Origin of the sequence: Streptomyces sp. CLV115, assembly GCF_038448545.1 — a bacterium.
Lineage (GTDB): Bacteria > Actinomycetota > Actinomycetes > Streptomycetales > Streptomycetaceae > Streptomyces > Streptomyces sanglieri.
This window is the reverse complement of sequence record NZ_JBCEWQ010000006.1, coordinates 1-12,654: the sequence shown is the minus strand read 5'-3', so window position 1 is coordinate 12,654 and position 12,654 is coordinate 1. Positions and strand designations below refer to the sequence as shown.

Genomic DNA, 12,654 nt, shown 5'->3' with positions numbered 1-12,654 from the left:
CGCGACCGACCGAAGACCTCCGGGCCCATCACGGCCCTGTCCTCATTTGACCGCAATGCGCACACTGCCGACGGCCCTCACCGCCCTCGGCCGATGCACGATCACCTCCGGGATGGCCAAAGCCCCATGAGCTGGTTCGAATCGTTCGTCCTGGGCCTCGTTCAGGGACTGACCGAGTTCCTGCCGATCTCCTCCAGCGCGCATCTGCGGCTCACCGCAGCTTTCGCCGGCTGGCACGATCCGGGTGCGGCGTTCACCGCCATCACCCAGATCGGCACGGAGGCGGCAGTCCTCATCTACTTCCGCAAGGACATCGTCCGGATCGTCTCGGCCTGGTTCCGTTCGCTGACCGACCGGTCGATGCGCAGCGACCACGACGCCCAGATGGGCTGGCTGGTCATCGTGGGCTCCATCCCCATCGGTGTGCTCGGAGTGACGCTCAAGGACCAGATCGAGGGCCCGTTCCGTGATCTGCGGCTGATCGCCACCACGCTGATCGTGATGGGCATCGTCCTCGGCATCGCCGACCGTCTCGCCGCCCGCGACGACGCGGGCGGGAGGCACCGGGCCGGCAAGGAACGCAAGACGCTCAAGGAACTCGGGGTGAAGGACGGCCTGATCTTCGGCTTCTGCCAGGCGATGGCGCTGATCCCGGGCGTCTCCCGCTCCGGAGCGACCATCAGCGGCGGTCTGCTCATGGGCTACACCCGTGAGGCCGCGGCCCGGTACTCCTTCCTGCTCGCGATCCCGGCGGTCCTCGCCTCGGGCGTCTTCGAACTGAAGGACGCGGGCGAGGGGCACGTGTCGTGGGGGCCGACCATCTTCGCGACCGTCATCGCGTTCGGCGTGGGGTACGCGGTCATCGCCTGGTTCATGCGCTTTATTACCACCAAGAGCTTCATGCCGTTCGTGATCTACCGGATCATTCTGGGCATTCTGCTCTTCGCCCTGGTCGGCGCGGGAGTCCTGAGCCCGCACGCAGGCGAGTCCGCCGGGTGATCCACTCTCCACTTCTGTTCTGATCCAGCGCTTTCCAGCATCCAGGTGCGTTCGCGCGTCGTGATCGTCTCCCACTCGTCTCCCACTCGTCTCCCGCGCAGGAGACGGCGAAGCAGGCAGCACAGCCGTGCACTGTCGCAGAGTCGGGGAGCAGCAGGGAGGGCCCGCACAGCCGAATCCGCGCGGGCCCTCCGGGCGCTCTGCGGGCCCGGGTCGACGTGACCACCCCGAGCGGTGCCGTCACCGAGCGGAACGGCCCCAAGCGCACCGGGCCCGGGCCGGTGGACGTCCCGGCATGCGGGCCACTTTGGAGTGCCCTGTACCGCTAGGACGCCCAGGTCCGCGCGGAGTGGCACTGGCACTGGACAACGTCGCGGCGTCGACGCTCAACTTCTCCGAGGGCTTCACCTCGGACGGAACGGTGAGACTGCGAGGCGCTCGGGTCTCGGACAGCCTGACCTTCGCAGGAGCCGTCCTGAACGCAGCACCCGGCGGTGACGGCACGGCCCTGGCCGGCCCCCTGATGCAGGTGGCCGACTTCGACATCACCTGCGCCCAACCACCGTCCGGCACGGTGGATCTGCGGGGCGCACAGGTGTCCCACCTCCGCGACAACGAGTACAGCTGGCCGGAGGCGGTGGAGTTGGACGGCTTCGTGTACGGCTCCGTCAAGCCGGTCGAGGCGGGCGACCGGAGGGAGGTGAGGGGGCATCTGCAGTCCGTGGCATACCGCGTGGGCTGGATACGGCGCGGCGCCGGATACAGCCCACAACCGTATGAGCAACTGGCGAGTTGGTACCGGACCGCCGACCACGACGACGATGCCCGCCGAGTACTCCTGGCCAAACAGCGCCACCGCCGTCGCACACTGCACCCGGCGGCGCAGATGTGGGGCCACATGCTCGACGTGACCGTCGGCTACGGCTACCGCCCCTGGCTGGCAGGCATCTGGCTTCTCGCGTTGACCCTCCTGGGCGACCTGGCCTTCCGTACCCAGTCGCCCATCCCGGTCAAAGAAGGTGAAGGCGCCCCGTTCCAGCCCCTCGCCTACACAATCGACCTCTTGATCCCCATCGGCGGTCTGGGACAGCGCACGGCCTGGTACTGGTCGAACGGCAGCCTCCAGTCGCTGGCCTACCTGCTGATCGCCTTCGGCTGGGTGCTGACGACCGCCGTCATCGCGGGTGCCACCCGCGCGCTGCAGAAGAACTAGCGGGCGGCAGCCGGCTTCGGGCGCCGCCGGAGCCGGCAACCACCAGAGGCCGTCCTGTTGGGAGTTCTAGGACGGGGGCATGAGGACCGTGTCGACGAGGTAGACCCTGGCGTTGGCCACCTTGATGTCTCCACAGACAATCTTGGCAGTGTCGTTGACCTTGAACGTCGTGCCCGATCCGGAGGTCTTGAGCGTGGAGCCCTCCAGCGTCTTGAAGCTGCCGTTGGGAAGGTCTTCCGGAGTGATGGTCTTGTCCACGACGTGGTAGGTCAGGACCTTCTTCAGCTGCCCCTTGTCCTTGAGCAGGCCGGCAAGCTGCATCTTGGAAACCTTGTCGAAGGCCGCGTTCGTGGGGGCGAAGACCGTGATGTGCTTCGCGTCATTGAGCTTGGTCGTAAGCCCGGCGTCCTTCAACGCGAGTGCCAGCTTGGTCAGTTTCGGGTTGTTGGCCGCTGCTGTGGCCACGTGCTCCTTGGACATGTCGGCGGCGCTGCCCTTGCCGCTGTGCGGCAGCTGGGAGCATCCCGGCCCGAAGGGGCTCGGTGTGCTGGACGCCGCGCCACTGGCGAACGCCTGCGGGGCGAACGCGCCGAGCGAGAGCGGAAGGGCTACCACGGCGGTGATCGCCGCAGCGCTCGTGCGGGTGCGATGTGACCTCATACCGGTCCCTCTTCCCTCTAGGTGAAGATCCGTGGAGAGGTGTCGACGGCAACCCTTGCCGGGCGAGGAGTGTGGCCTGGCCGGGGTGTCGTCCACACCGCTCCGGCATGCCTCGTGGGTCACCAGGTCAAGCCTAGACATCACGCAGCGGGAAGCGCACCTGGAGGACAATCGGTGGGTTGCGCCGCTCCCACGGCTCATCGCGGGCACGGGCAGACGAACAGGCGCACCCAGGAGGGACGAGCGCCCTGGCAGTCGAACCAGCCTTCCTCGGCAGGTGGCCGGGCGGTCACCAGCAAGGGTGAGATCGCCGGCCTCGCCCGCGACGACCGCGAACGCGGAGTCACAAGGTTCATGCAGCAACATCACACCGACAATGGAACGCGTCGTCATGGATTCGCTGCGGGCACGGCGACAGGGCTTCGTGGCGACGTCGGGGCGCGGAGGGGCGTCATCCCGTCCGTCATATACCGCCTACTGCTGTTCGTGCCGGTGGCCGTCGGCGTGCTGAGCCCGCACGCGGGAGAGTCGGCCGGCCGAGCGGCCCCGTGGTCCCCGGTGGACCGGACGGCCCCCGGTGGATCAGCGCCTGGCTCGGCGTCGGGCGAGGTATCCGCCGAGGATCACCCCGGCGACCAGGGTCACGGCCAGCACCGCCCAGAGCGGCAGGGTGACGATGGGGACCCACAGCCGGATGGCGACCGAGCCGGTGTTCACGGCGATGAACCAGATCGCAAGCCCCGTCAGCACCACGATCCCGATGGTGCGGATGCGCACGTTCCGGCCCTTGACGGTCAGGGTCGACGGGGCCTGCTGCCCGGACGTCTTCTGTGCCATGCGTCCAGTATCGAGCGGTTCAGCCGAATAGTCCTGCCGGGCCGCGGTCGTCGTGCGTACGGGCGGGGAATGGCCGACGATGCCCGGCCGCACCCCGGACACCCCGGGGTACGGACCGCCCGACGGGTCAGAGCGTGTCGCCCCGCCAGTCCCAGCGGTCGGGATCGCCCTCGCGCGGCCCGTACTCCGCTCTGCCGCCCGGGCCGAATCGCCCTATCTCGGTGTTCAGCGCCGCGCCCTCGCGCAGCGCCCGGTCCGTCCAGCCCGTCACGTCGAACAGCAGGCCGTCGAGCGGGCCGCCCACCAGCTCCCGGTAGACGTGTCCCGGCCGGGGCCCGGGGTCCGGATCGTCATGGTCGGCGCCGTACACGCGCCGCTGCCGCATCAGCTCGTCCATGGGGGCAGGATCGCACCCGGCACTGACAATGGGCCGGGCCGGAAACCCCGCCCGACCTCACGCCCCCATGCCCGTCATCGGCGCGCCAGGTGCTCCTCGACGGCCGCGACCGTCGCCGTGTTGCCGGCGAACAGGAGCCCGCGCATGCCGGCCGTCTCCGCGGCGAGGACGTTGGCCTCCGCGTCGTCGACGAAGAGGCAGTCCGCGGGCCGCACCCGCAGCCGCTCGCACGCCACCGCGAAGGCCTCCGGGGCGGGCTTTGCGATGCCGGTCTCGTGCGAGTACACGATGTCCCGCACGTCCTCCACCAGATCACCGAAGCCGTACCGCTCCTGTTCGCGCTCCCGGGCGCCGACGAAGCTGTTGCTCAGGATGCCGAGCCGGCAACGGGTCCGCAGGCCGCGTACGTAGGCGATCAGGTCCTCGTTGGGGCTGCCCAGGTACTCGTCCCACAGATCGGCCATGAAAGCCTCTGTCCGTTGCGGGTCCAGCCCGAGAACCGCCCCGACCCGCGCCCGGACCTCGGCCTCGGTCATCCTTCCGAGGCTCCCGGCCTCCCAGACGTCTCCCAGCCGTCGGTGCACGGACCCCGGCGGCAGACCGAGCCGCCGCTCCCACTCGTCGTCCCACCCCGTTGCCGGAGTCGTCTCCAGCACCCCGCCGATGTCGAAGATGACGCAACACGTTTCCATCCCGTCCCCCTTCTCCGCTTCTCCGCATCGGGCCCGCCTCGTCGAGCCCGGCCCCATGCTGAGATCTGCCCCGAGGGGAAGGTCAAGGCCCGGGGTACCCGTCGCGACCCGACTCGGGTGGCGGTGCGTCCTGGATCTTCCGGGCAGATAGGGTCGAAAGTCCCTGCCGTTCGCTGTTCGCGCGTACCAGCCTGGGACATCCACCGCCGGAACCTGGAGGCAACCATGACCAGCACCGACCGTCCCGTGATCGCCGCGGTCGACGGCTCCTCGCACAGCCGCGAGGCACTCGACTGGGCCGCTCACGAAGCCGTACGGCGAGGGCTCGGGCTGACGATCGTGCACACCCGCACGCCCGACCGGCGCGTCGAGCAGGAGACGCTGCGGCGCGAGGCGCAGGAACTGCTCGACCGGTCCGTGCGACGGGTCACCGAACTCGTTCCGCAGCTGCACCCGTCGACGCTGACACCGCTGGACTTCCCTGCGGCTGCACTCACTTCGCTCAGCCGGAACGCCTCGCTGGTGGTGGTCGGTTCACGCGGTCTGGGCGGCTTCCGGTCCCTGCTGCTCGGCTCCAACAGCCTGGCCGTCGCGTCGATGGCCGCGTGCCCCGTGGTCGTGGTCCACGGCGGACCGTCGGACGAGGACGCGGCGCAGGAGGAAACACCGTCCGACATCGTCGCGGGGGTGGCCGCCGACGAGAGCAGCGAAGGGGTTCTGGAGTTCGCCTTCGAGACCGCAGCCTCCCGGCCCGGTGCGCGGCTGCGGATCGTGCACGGCTGGACGATGTTCTCCTCGATGCTCTCCGGCGGCCCCGTCTTCGACCGGGACGCGGTGGCGGACGCTGCCGAACGCACCCTCGCGGAACTCACCGCCGGCTGGCGGGAGAAGTACCCGCAGGTCGAGGTCGTCAGGGAGCCGGTGGGCGGCTCCGCCTCGCGCACCCTGGTCACGGCCTCGGCGACCGCGGCGCTGACCGTGATCGGGCGACGCCGGGGCGGCGAGTCCCTCGGGCTTGGGCTCTCCCCCGTCGGGCAGACCACGCTCACCCACGCGCTCGGCCCGGTTGCCGTGGTGCCCTGCTGACCGCCGCGCCGCCCGACCGTGCGTGCACGCCTCTTGGCCTCGCACGCCGGCGGGCGGACACTGACCCGATGACACAGCGCGTGGACCTCGCGACCGTGATGGACCGGCTGGCCATCGACGCAGTGATCACCGGCTACGCGGTGGCGGTGGACGACGGTGCATGGGCGGACTACCGGGCCCTGTTCACGACGGACGGCCGTGCCGACTACCGCGGTGCCGGTGGTGTCGAGGGGCCGGTGCACGAGGTCGCCGAGTGGTTGGCGCGGACCATGCGGCTCTTCCCCGTACGCCAGCATCTGGTCGTCAACCGCAGGATCGAGTTCCAGGACCTCGGCGGCTACCCGGGCGACCTCGCCGAGGTGTGGGCCGACTACCTGAACCCGATGCGGCTGGAGACGGCGGACGGTGCGAGCGGGCCGGAGGCATCGGCGACCGCGCCGAACTTCGTGTCCGGCGGGCGGTACGCGTTCTCGCTGTCGCGCACGGACGGCGGCTGGCGGATCCGTAACGTGACCGTCCACGAGAAGTGGCGCGGCCCGGCAGGCCCCTCTCCGGCGGGCTGAGCCGGGCCACCGGTGGTTCCGCTCTCCCGCGCCGGGCAGGAACTGCGGAGCGGGCGGCAAGGGAGCAGACTGCTCATCAGGCGGGACGAGGAGGCGCGGCATGCGGATTCCGGCCGGTCGTGGCGGACGGTGGTCGCGGATGCCGCGGTCCGGCCGGTGGTACGGCTCCCTGGCACTGCTCGCGGGCGCGCTGCCCGCGCTCGCTTTTCCCGCCCCTGCCCTGTGGTGGCTCGCCTGGGTCGGTCTGGTTCCCTGGATGCTCCTGCTCAGGTCCGCCGGGGCGGGTCGCCGGGCGGCGCTGTACGGCTGGCTCGGCGGCACCGGCTACATGCTCGCGGTGCACCACTGGCTGATGCCGAGCCTCCATGTCTTCATCCTGGTCCTGGCAGCCCTGCTCGGTCTGTTGTGGGCTCCGTGGGGGCTGCTGGTCTTCCGGATGCTGGGCGGGCCGGTGTCCGCCGCGGGCGTCGTCTGCGCGGTCGTCGTGGTGCCCTGCGGCTGGCTGTTGATCGAACTGGCCCGTTCCTGGGAGGCGCTCGGCGGTCCCTGGGGGCTGCTCGGTGCGAGCCAGTGGCAGGTGGCCCCCGCCCTACGGGTGGCATCCGTGGGCGGGGTGTGGTTGGTGAGCCTCGTGGTGGTGGCGGTGAACACCGCTGTCGCCCTGCTGTTCGTGTCCTTGGCCGCCCGTGCGGTGGCCGCGGTGGGACTCGCGGTGTGCGGTCTGGCCGTGGGAGCGATGGCGAAGTGGGCGCCGCAGCCCGAGGAATCGGGAGTGGCAAGGATCGCCGTCGTACAGCCGGGCGTGTTCACCGGGAAGGACGGCGCCGAGCGCCGGCTCGCCGCCAGTGAGCGGCTGACCGGCTCGCTGGCCGGGCGCGATCTCGATCTGGTGGTGTGGGGCGAGAGCAGTGTGGGGGTGGATCTCGCCGCGCGCCGGGACGTCACCGCCCGGATCGCCGCGCTCTCACGCCGGGTGGGCGCGGATGTGCTGGTCAATGTGGATGCCCGGCAGACCGACGGATCGGGCCGGACGGGGATCTTCAAGTCTGCGGTGCTGGTGGGTCCGGACGGACTGACCGGGGACCGCTACGACAAGATGCGGCTGGTGCCGTTCGGCGAGTACGTCCCGGCCCGTTCGGTGCTCGGCTGGGTCGTCTCCATGGGCCGGGCGGCCGGTGAGGACCGGTTGCGGGGCACCCGGCAGGTGACGATGTCGCTGCCCGGGGCCGACGGCGGGAACGGACTGCGCGTCGGTCCGCTGATCTGCTTCGAGTCCGCGTTCCCCGACATGAGCCGTCGGCTCACCCGGGACGGCGCCCAGGTGCTGATCGCCCAGTCGTCGACCTCCTCGTTCCAGCACGGCTGGGCGCCCGCGCAGCATGCCTCGCTCGGGGCGCTGCGGGCCGCCGAGAACGGCCGCCCGGTGGTGCATGCCACGCTCACCGGCGTCAGCACGGTGTACGGACCGCAGGGTGCGCGGGTCGGTGATCCGCTCGGCACGGACGAGAGCGGGGCCGCCGTGTTCGACGTACCGCTGGCGTCGGGCAGCACGCTCTATGTGCGGCTGGGCGACTGGCCGTTGTGGGTGGCGGCGGCTGTGACGGCCCTGTACTGCGCCCTTGCGGGAGTCCGTGCGTTCCGGAGGCGCAACGGGGGCGAGCCGGTCCGGGAGGGGTAGTGGGACTCGGGCGGGTGAGGCTTCGGCCGCCGACCGGTTGAACGTCGCGCTGCCACGAAGCGGGCTGCCCGGCGGATCGGCAGCCTCCGTCCGCGGCCGGGCCGACGGCCTGCCTCCGCAGCGGAAACCCCGGGCCATCAGAATCCGCCCGTCACCGCAAAGTCAGCAATCACGACGATCATCAACAGCCCTGCCAACCACGACCCAAAGCAGCCATGGCGCAATCCCTTCACTGAATCCCGAATTCCACTTGAGTGCAAAAAATAACCGAACGAAACCACCCTCCTCAAGGTACGATCGCAACGCAAAACGAGAAGACCTTGACGAATTCGCGAGCAATCAAGGACCGATCACTCATTTCCGCAGCACGGTTGATTCGCGAACAGAGCACACACGAACAGGGAATAGGGAGCCAATGAGCCTGAAAGCACGCACCATGGCGGCAGCAATTGGGGCCACTCTGATCGCCTGGGGAATCGGTGCACCCGCCCAGGCCTCCCCGGCCCCGGAGGACGGGCAAATTCATATCCAGGGGACGATTCGGTGCGCCCCCGAGGGCAAGACATACACCGTGAAGAAAAAACCGGGAACTGCGGTCCGGACCAAGCCCGCCAAGACCGCCCCCCAGGTGGACACCGTCTACTTCGGGAACAAGGTGACCAGCAAGTTCTACTGCGTCAACGACAGCGTGATCTTCGTCTGCATCAGCCTGTGCAAAGTTGACGAAACGGGTATCGCCGGACGCTGGGTATTCCGCGGCGACATCAACTAGCAGACGGCACGAGTCCGCCCGGCACCGCTGATCCGCAGCGAGCTGTGCGCCATCCCGACCACGGGGTTCCACCTCGGAGGTTCCGCCGCGGCGGAGGAGGCAGGCGTGTCCCACCTTCTCCGCCGCCCCCGGATCACCGACACACGAGGAGCACCGGTCCGCCCATTCGAAAACATCCCGGGACGGGCAGGAATATAATTTCCATCCCCGAACACCTTCCGAATTTTCGAATCAAGCAGAATTCACCGCCGGAACGACGTCACGAATTTCGACCACAGCCGACCGAATCAACGATCACCCCGGAAAGTCCTCTCGGGCCCGCACCTGTCAGAAATCGGCTGCCCACCGGCTCCGCACCTTCCCCCTCTGCGATCCGCATCACTTCCTGAGCAATCAGGTATTCCAGCGACGACCATGCCCGGATTCCATTCGTCTCCGGCTGGTCAGCCCGTCACGAGAGCTGCCGAGTGCTACGCCGCCGAACGAATACTCCGAGAATCGGGCGGACCGCCCTCAGGCGCAGTCCAGGTCGAGCAGAACGCGTTCGCACAATTCGTGTGTGCGCAGGGCGTCCTCGGCGCTCAGCACCTTTCCGGCACGGACCGCGTCCAGGAACGACAGCACGCTCTGCTCGATGCCGCGCTGGCGGGCCACCGGCACCCAGTCGCCGCGCCGCCGCACGCTCGGCTGCCCCTTGTGGTCGATCACCTCGGCGAGGTTGACGACCTCGCGCTTGGTGTCCTGGCCGGAGACCTCCAGCCGCTCCTCCGTCGAGCCGCTGAGCCGGTTCATCGTGCCGATGGCGGTGAATCCGTCACCGGACAGCTGCAGCACGACATGGTGCATCAGGCCCTCGCGGATCCTGGCCTGCACGGCGGTGTGTTCGACCGGGCCCGGCACCAGGAAGCGGAGGGTGTCGACGACATGGATGAAGTCGTCGAGCACCATGGTGCGCGGGTCCTCCGGCATGCCCACCCGGTTCTTCTGCATGAGGATCAGCTCGCGAGGGTGCTCGGCGCACTGCGCGTAGCCGGGCGCGACCCTGCGGTTGAAGCCGACGGCGAGACTCGTTCCGCGCTCCTCGGCAAGGCTCACCAGCCGCCGGGAATCGGCGAGTTCATAGGCCAGCGGCTTGTCGACGTAGGTGGCGACACCGGCCTCCAGCAGCCGGGCCACGATCTCCTGGTGCACGTCCGTCGGGGCGTGGACGAACGCGGCGTCCAGCCCTTGGGCGATCAGTGATCCGAGGTCGGTGTGGCGCTGCCCGGCCGGGATGCGGTGGGCCTCGGCGACCGCGGCCAGGGTGGCGGGCGTACGGGTCTGCAGATGCAGTTCGACCCCGGGCAGGGTGGTCAGAACCGGCAGATAAGCCTTCTGCGCGATGTCGCCGAGCCCGATGCAGCCGACCTTCACAGGGGTCTCCCTCTCACTGTTCGGCGTCCACCGGCTCGGTGTCCGCCTCGCGAGGGGCAGCATACGTGTGCTGCGGCGGACGCCAGTCGGCTATCCCGTCGAAGGTGCGCAGGACGAGGCTGGGGCCGAAGCGCGAGAGGGTGGAGAGCAGGGCGTCACGCGTCGCGACGGCCGGAGCGCTAGTCAGCCGCATCAGACGCGCGGTCCGGGCGGACTTGCGGACGACGGCCGAGGTGCGCGGCAACCGGTCGGCGGTGTACGCCGCCGCCCCGGCTCCGAGGTCGCCGCCCGGCGTCAGGCGGTGGGCGAGCACGATCGCGTCCTCGATGGCCTGGTTGCCGCCCTGACCGAGGCTCGGCGCCATCGCGTGCGCGGAGTCGCCGACGAGAACGGTGCGGCCCCGGTGGAAGGACGGCAGCGGATCGATCAGGTGGTGGACGTCGTTGCGGAGCACCTGGCCGGGACCGGCGGCGGCGATGATCGCCGGGATCGGGTCGTGCCAGCTGCCGAACCGGCGCATCAGCTCCGCCTTCTCGTCGTCGGCGGCGTGGGCCCGGGCCGGGGCGACGGCGGCCCCGTAGGCGTAGATCCGGCCGTCCTTGAGCGGCTGGGTGCCCCAGAGGGCGCCGCGCCCCCAGGTCTCGTGCGGGGCGAAGGTCCGCCCGGACGCGGGGACGACGATGCGCCAGGTGGTGAATCCGGCGTACGCGGGTCCGGGGTGGTCGGGGAAGAGCGCGCGTCGCACGGCCGAGTGGATGCCGTCGGCCCCGACGACGAGGTCGGCCTCGATGTTCCCGGCCGCCGTGCCGATGACGGCGGGCGCACCGGCTGCCGTTCCGGGGTCCAGCAGCTGCGCCGCGGTACTGGTGCGGACGGTGCCGTCGGGCAGCCGGGCCAGGAGGAGGCCGACGAGGGTGGCCCGGTGCAGCAGGACGATCGAGCCGCCGAACCGCTCGGTCGCGGCGGTGCTGTCCGTACGGGAGAGCCAGCGGCCGCCCGGGGTGCGCATGCCGCCCTCGCCCTGCCAGGCGGCGAGGGCCCTGATCTCGTCGCCCAGGCCCACGACGTCCAGGGCGCGCTGGGAGTTGGGGGCGAGGGAGATGCCGGCCCCCACGGGCTCCAGGGAGGCCGCGCGCTCCAGGACCGTGACCCGCCAGCCGCAGCCGTGCAGGGCCACCGCCGCGGTGAGGCCCCCGATTCCACTGCCGACGACGACGGCGTGGGGCTTGTCCATGACTCCTCCAGCAATCCTCCGGCCCCGGCGCTCCGCAGCCCCGGCAGGCCGGAGCTGCGGACCCGGAGCACCGGAACTACACCCGTAGTGACAGGTTCACCGTACTACGGCTGTAGTTACGAAGGTAGGTTGGCCCCATGGCCACACGCGCAACCGGCACTTCCCGGGCCGATCTCATCGCCGATGCCGCCCTCGCCCTTCTCGCCGAACGCGGGATGCGCGGGCTGACCCACCGCGCGGTGGACGAGCGCGCCGGGCTCCCCCAGGGCTCGACCTCCAACTGCGCACGGACCCGGCAGGCCCTGCTGGAGGCGGCGGTGCGACGGCTCGCGGAACGCGAGGCGCGGGTCCTCGCCCCCGCCGGACTCCTCGCTCCGGCCACCGGACCGCAGGGGCTGGTCGCCGGTCTCGCGTCGGCGCTGCACCGCTATCTCACCCGCCACCCCGAACTGCTCGTCTGCCGATATGAGTTGGCCCTGGAGGCCACCCGCCGCCCGGAGCTTCGGGAGTTCTTCGACACGACGGGACGGCAGTTCCGAGAACCGCTGATGGCGCTGATGACGGCCGCCGGATCGGCCGAGCCCGAACGGCACACGCTGTCCCTGGTGGCCTGGTGCGAGGGGCTGATGTTCTCGTGCGCCGCGGGGTCGTTCAGCCGCTCCGTACCGAGCGAGGAGGAGCTGCGCACCGGCTTCGCCGAACTGCTCTCCGGGATGCTGGGCCCGCGATGGGCCCTCCACTGACCGCCCGCGCCCGGCGGCCGGTGTCACTCGTGCGGGCCAATCCCGCCCTCCCGGCTCCCCCGGGCGGTCTCCGCACAGCAGAGTTGATCAGGTGCAACGAACCAGAATCACCGTGAACCTCCTGATGGGCGTCGCCGTCACGGCGCTGTCGGGGTGTGTGTCCGTACAGCCGCAATCCGATGTTCCGCCCCGGCCCCGGGCCAGTGGGCCCACCCAGGACCTGACGCCGCAGATCGTGCTGCCTCCGGTCCACGACTCCCTGGGGGTCGTACCGTCCCCCACGCCGTCCACCTCCGCGTCCGCGTCCCGCCGCGCCCACGCCGCACCGCCGGACACCCGGCGTACCGCGCCCCGCGCGCCCCGCCCG

At 70.4% G+C, this 12,654-nt stretch carries 13 protein-coding genes and 1 pseudogene; 8 read left to right on the top strand and 6 right to left on the bottom strand.

Annotated elements, in window-relative coordinates:
• Positions 1-126: 126 nt before the first annotated feature.
• Entirely contained in the window at positions 127-999 is an 873-nt protein-coding gene (locus tag AADR41_RS03575; protein WP_342279890.1) for an undecaprenyl-diphosphate phosphatase, read from the top strand.
• 349 nt (positions 1,000-1,348) lie between these two features.
• Positions 1,349-2,212: a hypothetical protein gene (locus AADR41_RS03570; protein ID WP_342279889.1), complete on the top strand. Its 864-nt coding sequence runs from the start codon at positions 1,349-1,351 to the stop codon at positions 2,210-2,212.
• Between the two features lie 66 nt (positions 2,213-2,278).
• Here AADR41_RS03570 and AADR41_RS03565 read toward each other — a convergent pair whose 3' ends face one another.
• The 4 genes from AADR41_RS03565 to AADR41_RS03550 form a co-directional block, all read right to left on the bottom strand.
• Positions 2,279-2,872 carry a fasciclin domain-containing protein gene (locus AADR41_RS03565; RefSeq protein ID WP_342279888.1) on the bottom strand — a complete coding sequence of 198 codons (594 nt, stop codon included), beginning with the start codon at positions 2,870-2,872 and terminating at the stop codon, positions 2,279-2,281.
• A 582-nt stretch (positions 2,873-3,454) separates the two neighbouring features.
• Entirely contained in the window at positions 3,455-3,709 is a 255-nt protein-coding gene (locus AADR41_RS03560; protein WP_317863571.1) for a LapA family protein, read from the bottom strand.
• Between the two features lie 127 nt (positions 3,710-3,836).
• Positions 3,837-4,106 (bottom strand): hypothetical protein, encoded by a 270-nt coding sequence (locus AADR41_RS03555; RefSeq protein ID WP_342279887.1) that lies wholly within the window; start codon positions 4,104-4,106, stop codon positions 3,837-3,839.
• 74 nt (positions 4,107-4,180) lie between these two features.
• A complete protein-coding gene (locus AADR41_RS03550) occupies positions 4,181-4,798 on the bottom strand; it encodes an HAD family hydrolase (RefSeq protein WP_342279886.1) in 618 nt (205 codons plus the stop codon).
• 225 nt (positions 4,799-5,023) lie between these two features.
• On the opposite strand from AADR41_RS03550, the gene AADR41_RS03545 reads away from it, so the two are divergent.
• From AADR41_RS03545 to AADR41_RS03530, 4 genes are all read left to right on the top strand, one after another.
• Positions 5,024-5,884, top strand: a complete 861-nt coding sequence (locus tag AADR41_RS03545) for a universal stress protein (RefSeq protein WP_342279885.1) — start codon at positions 5,024-5,026, stop codon at positions 5,882-5,884.
• A gap of 68 nt (positions 5,885-5,952) precedes the next feature.
• The gene (locus AADR41_RS03540) at positions 5,953-6,447 is read left to right on the top strand and encodes a nuclear transport factor 2 family protein (RefSeq protein ID WP_342279884.1); all 495 of its coding nucleotides are present in this window, start codon (positions 5,953-5,955) and stop codon (positions 6,445-6,447) included.
• A 139-nt stretch (positions 6,448-6,586) separates the two neighbouring features.
• Positions 6,587-8,125 (top strand): apolipoprotein N-acyltransferase, encoded by a 1,539-nt coding sequence (gene lnt, locus AADR41_RS03535; RefSeq protein ID WP_342279985.1) that lies wholly within the window; start codon positions 6,587-6,589, stop codon positions 8,123-8,125.
• 415 nt (positions 8,126-8,540) lie between these two features.
• On the top strand, positions 8,541-8,897 hold the full coding sequence (locus AADR41_RS03530; protein WP_342279883.1) for a hypothetical protein: 357 nt from the start codon (positions 8,541-8,543) through the stop codon (positions 8,895-8,897).
• Between the two features lie 513 nt (positions 8,898-9,410).
• On the opposite strand, the gene AADR41_RS03525 is transcribed toward AADR41_RS03530, so the two are convergent.
• Entirely contained in the window at positions 9,411-10,310 is a 900-nt protein-coding gene (locus tag AADR41_RS03525; RefSeq protein ID WP_342279882.1) for a Gfo/Idh/MocA family protein, read from the bottom strand.
• Positions 10,311-10,323: 13 nt separating this feature from the next.
• A complete protein-coding gene (locus AADR41_RS03520) occupies positions 10,324-11,544 on the bottom strand; it encodes an FAD-dependent monooxygenase (RefSeq protein ID WP_342279881.1) in 1,221 nt (406 codons plus the stop codon).
• A gap of 137 nt (positions 11,545-11,681) precedes the next feature.
• Here AADR41_RS03520 and AADR41_RS03515 point away from each other — a divergent pair, with 137 nt between their 5' ends.
• Together AADR41_RS03515 and AADR41_RS03510 are read left to right on the top strand one after the other, a co-directional pair.
• Complete coding sequence (locus tag AADR41_RS03515; protein WP_342279880.1) at positions 11,682-12,287, top strand: TetR/AcrR family transcriptional regulator; 606 nt, start codon at positions 11,682-11,684, stop codon at positions 12,285-12,287.
• 91 nt (positions 12,288-12,378) lie between these two features.
• A pseudogene (locus tag AADR41_RS03510) lies at positions 12,379-12,654 on the top strand (hypothetical protein); the annotation flags it as partial.

Coding starts and splice junctions, on each gene's coding strand:
- AADR41_RS03545 (WP_342279885.1), top strand. CDS start 5,024: ATGACCAGCACCGACCGTCCCGTGATCGCCGCGGTCGACGGCTCCTCG.
- AADR41_RS03565 (WP_342279888.1), bottom strand. CDS start 2,872: ATGAGGTCACATCGCACCCGCACGAGCGCTGCGGCGATCACCGCCGTG.
- lnt (WP_342279985.1), top strand. CDS start 6,587: ATGCCGCGGTCCGGCCGGTGGTACGGCTCCCTGGCACTGCTCGCGGGC.
- AADR41_RS03575 (WP_342279890.1), top strand. CDS start 127: ATGAGCTGGTTCGAATCGTTCGTCCTGGGCCTCGTTCAGGGACTGACC.
- AADR41_RS03515 (WP_342279880.1), top strand. CDS start 11,682: ATGGCCACACGCGCAACCGGCACTTCCCGGGCCGATCTCATCGCCGAT.
- AADR41_RS03560 (WP_317863571.1), bottom strand. CDS start 3,709: ATGGCACAGAAGACGTCCGGGCAGCAGGCCCCGTCGACCCTGACCGTC.
- AADR41_RS03540 (WP_342279884.1), top strand. CDS start 5,953: ATGACACAGCGCGTGGACCTCGCGACCGTGATGGACCGGCTGGCCATC.
- AADR41_RS03520 (WP_342279881.1), bottom strand. CDS start 11,544: ATGGACAAGCCCCACGCCGTCGTCGTCGGCAGTGGAATCGGGGGCCTC.
- AADR41_RS03555 (WP_342279887.1), bottom strand. CDS start 4,106: ATGGACGAGCTGATGCGGCAGCGGCGCGTGTACGGCGCCGACCATGAC.
- AADR41_RS03550 (WP_342279886.1), bottom strand. CDS start 4,798: ATGGAAACGTGTTGCGTCATCTTCGACATCGGCGGGGTGCTGGAGACG.
- AADR41_RS03530 (WP_342279883.1), top strand. CDS start 8,541: ATGAGCCTGAAAGCACGCACCATGGCGGCAGCAATTGGGGCCACTCTG.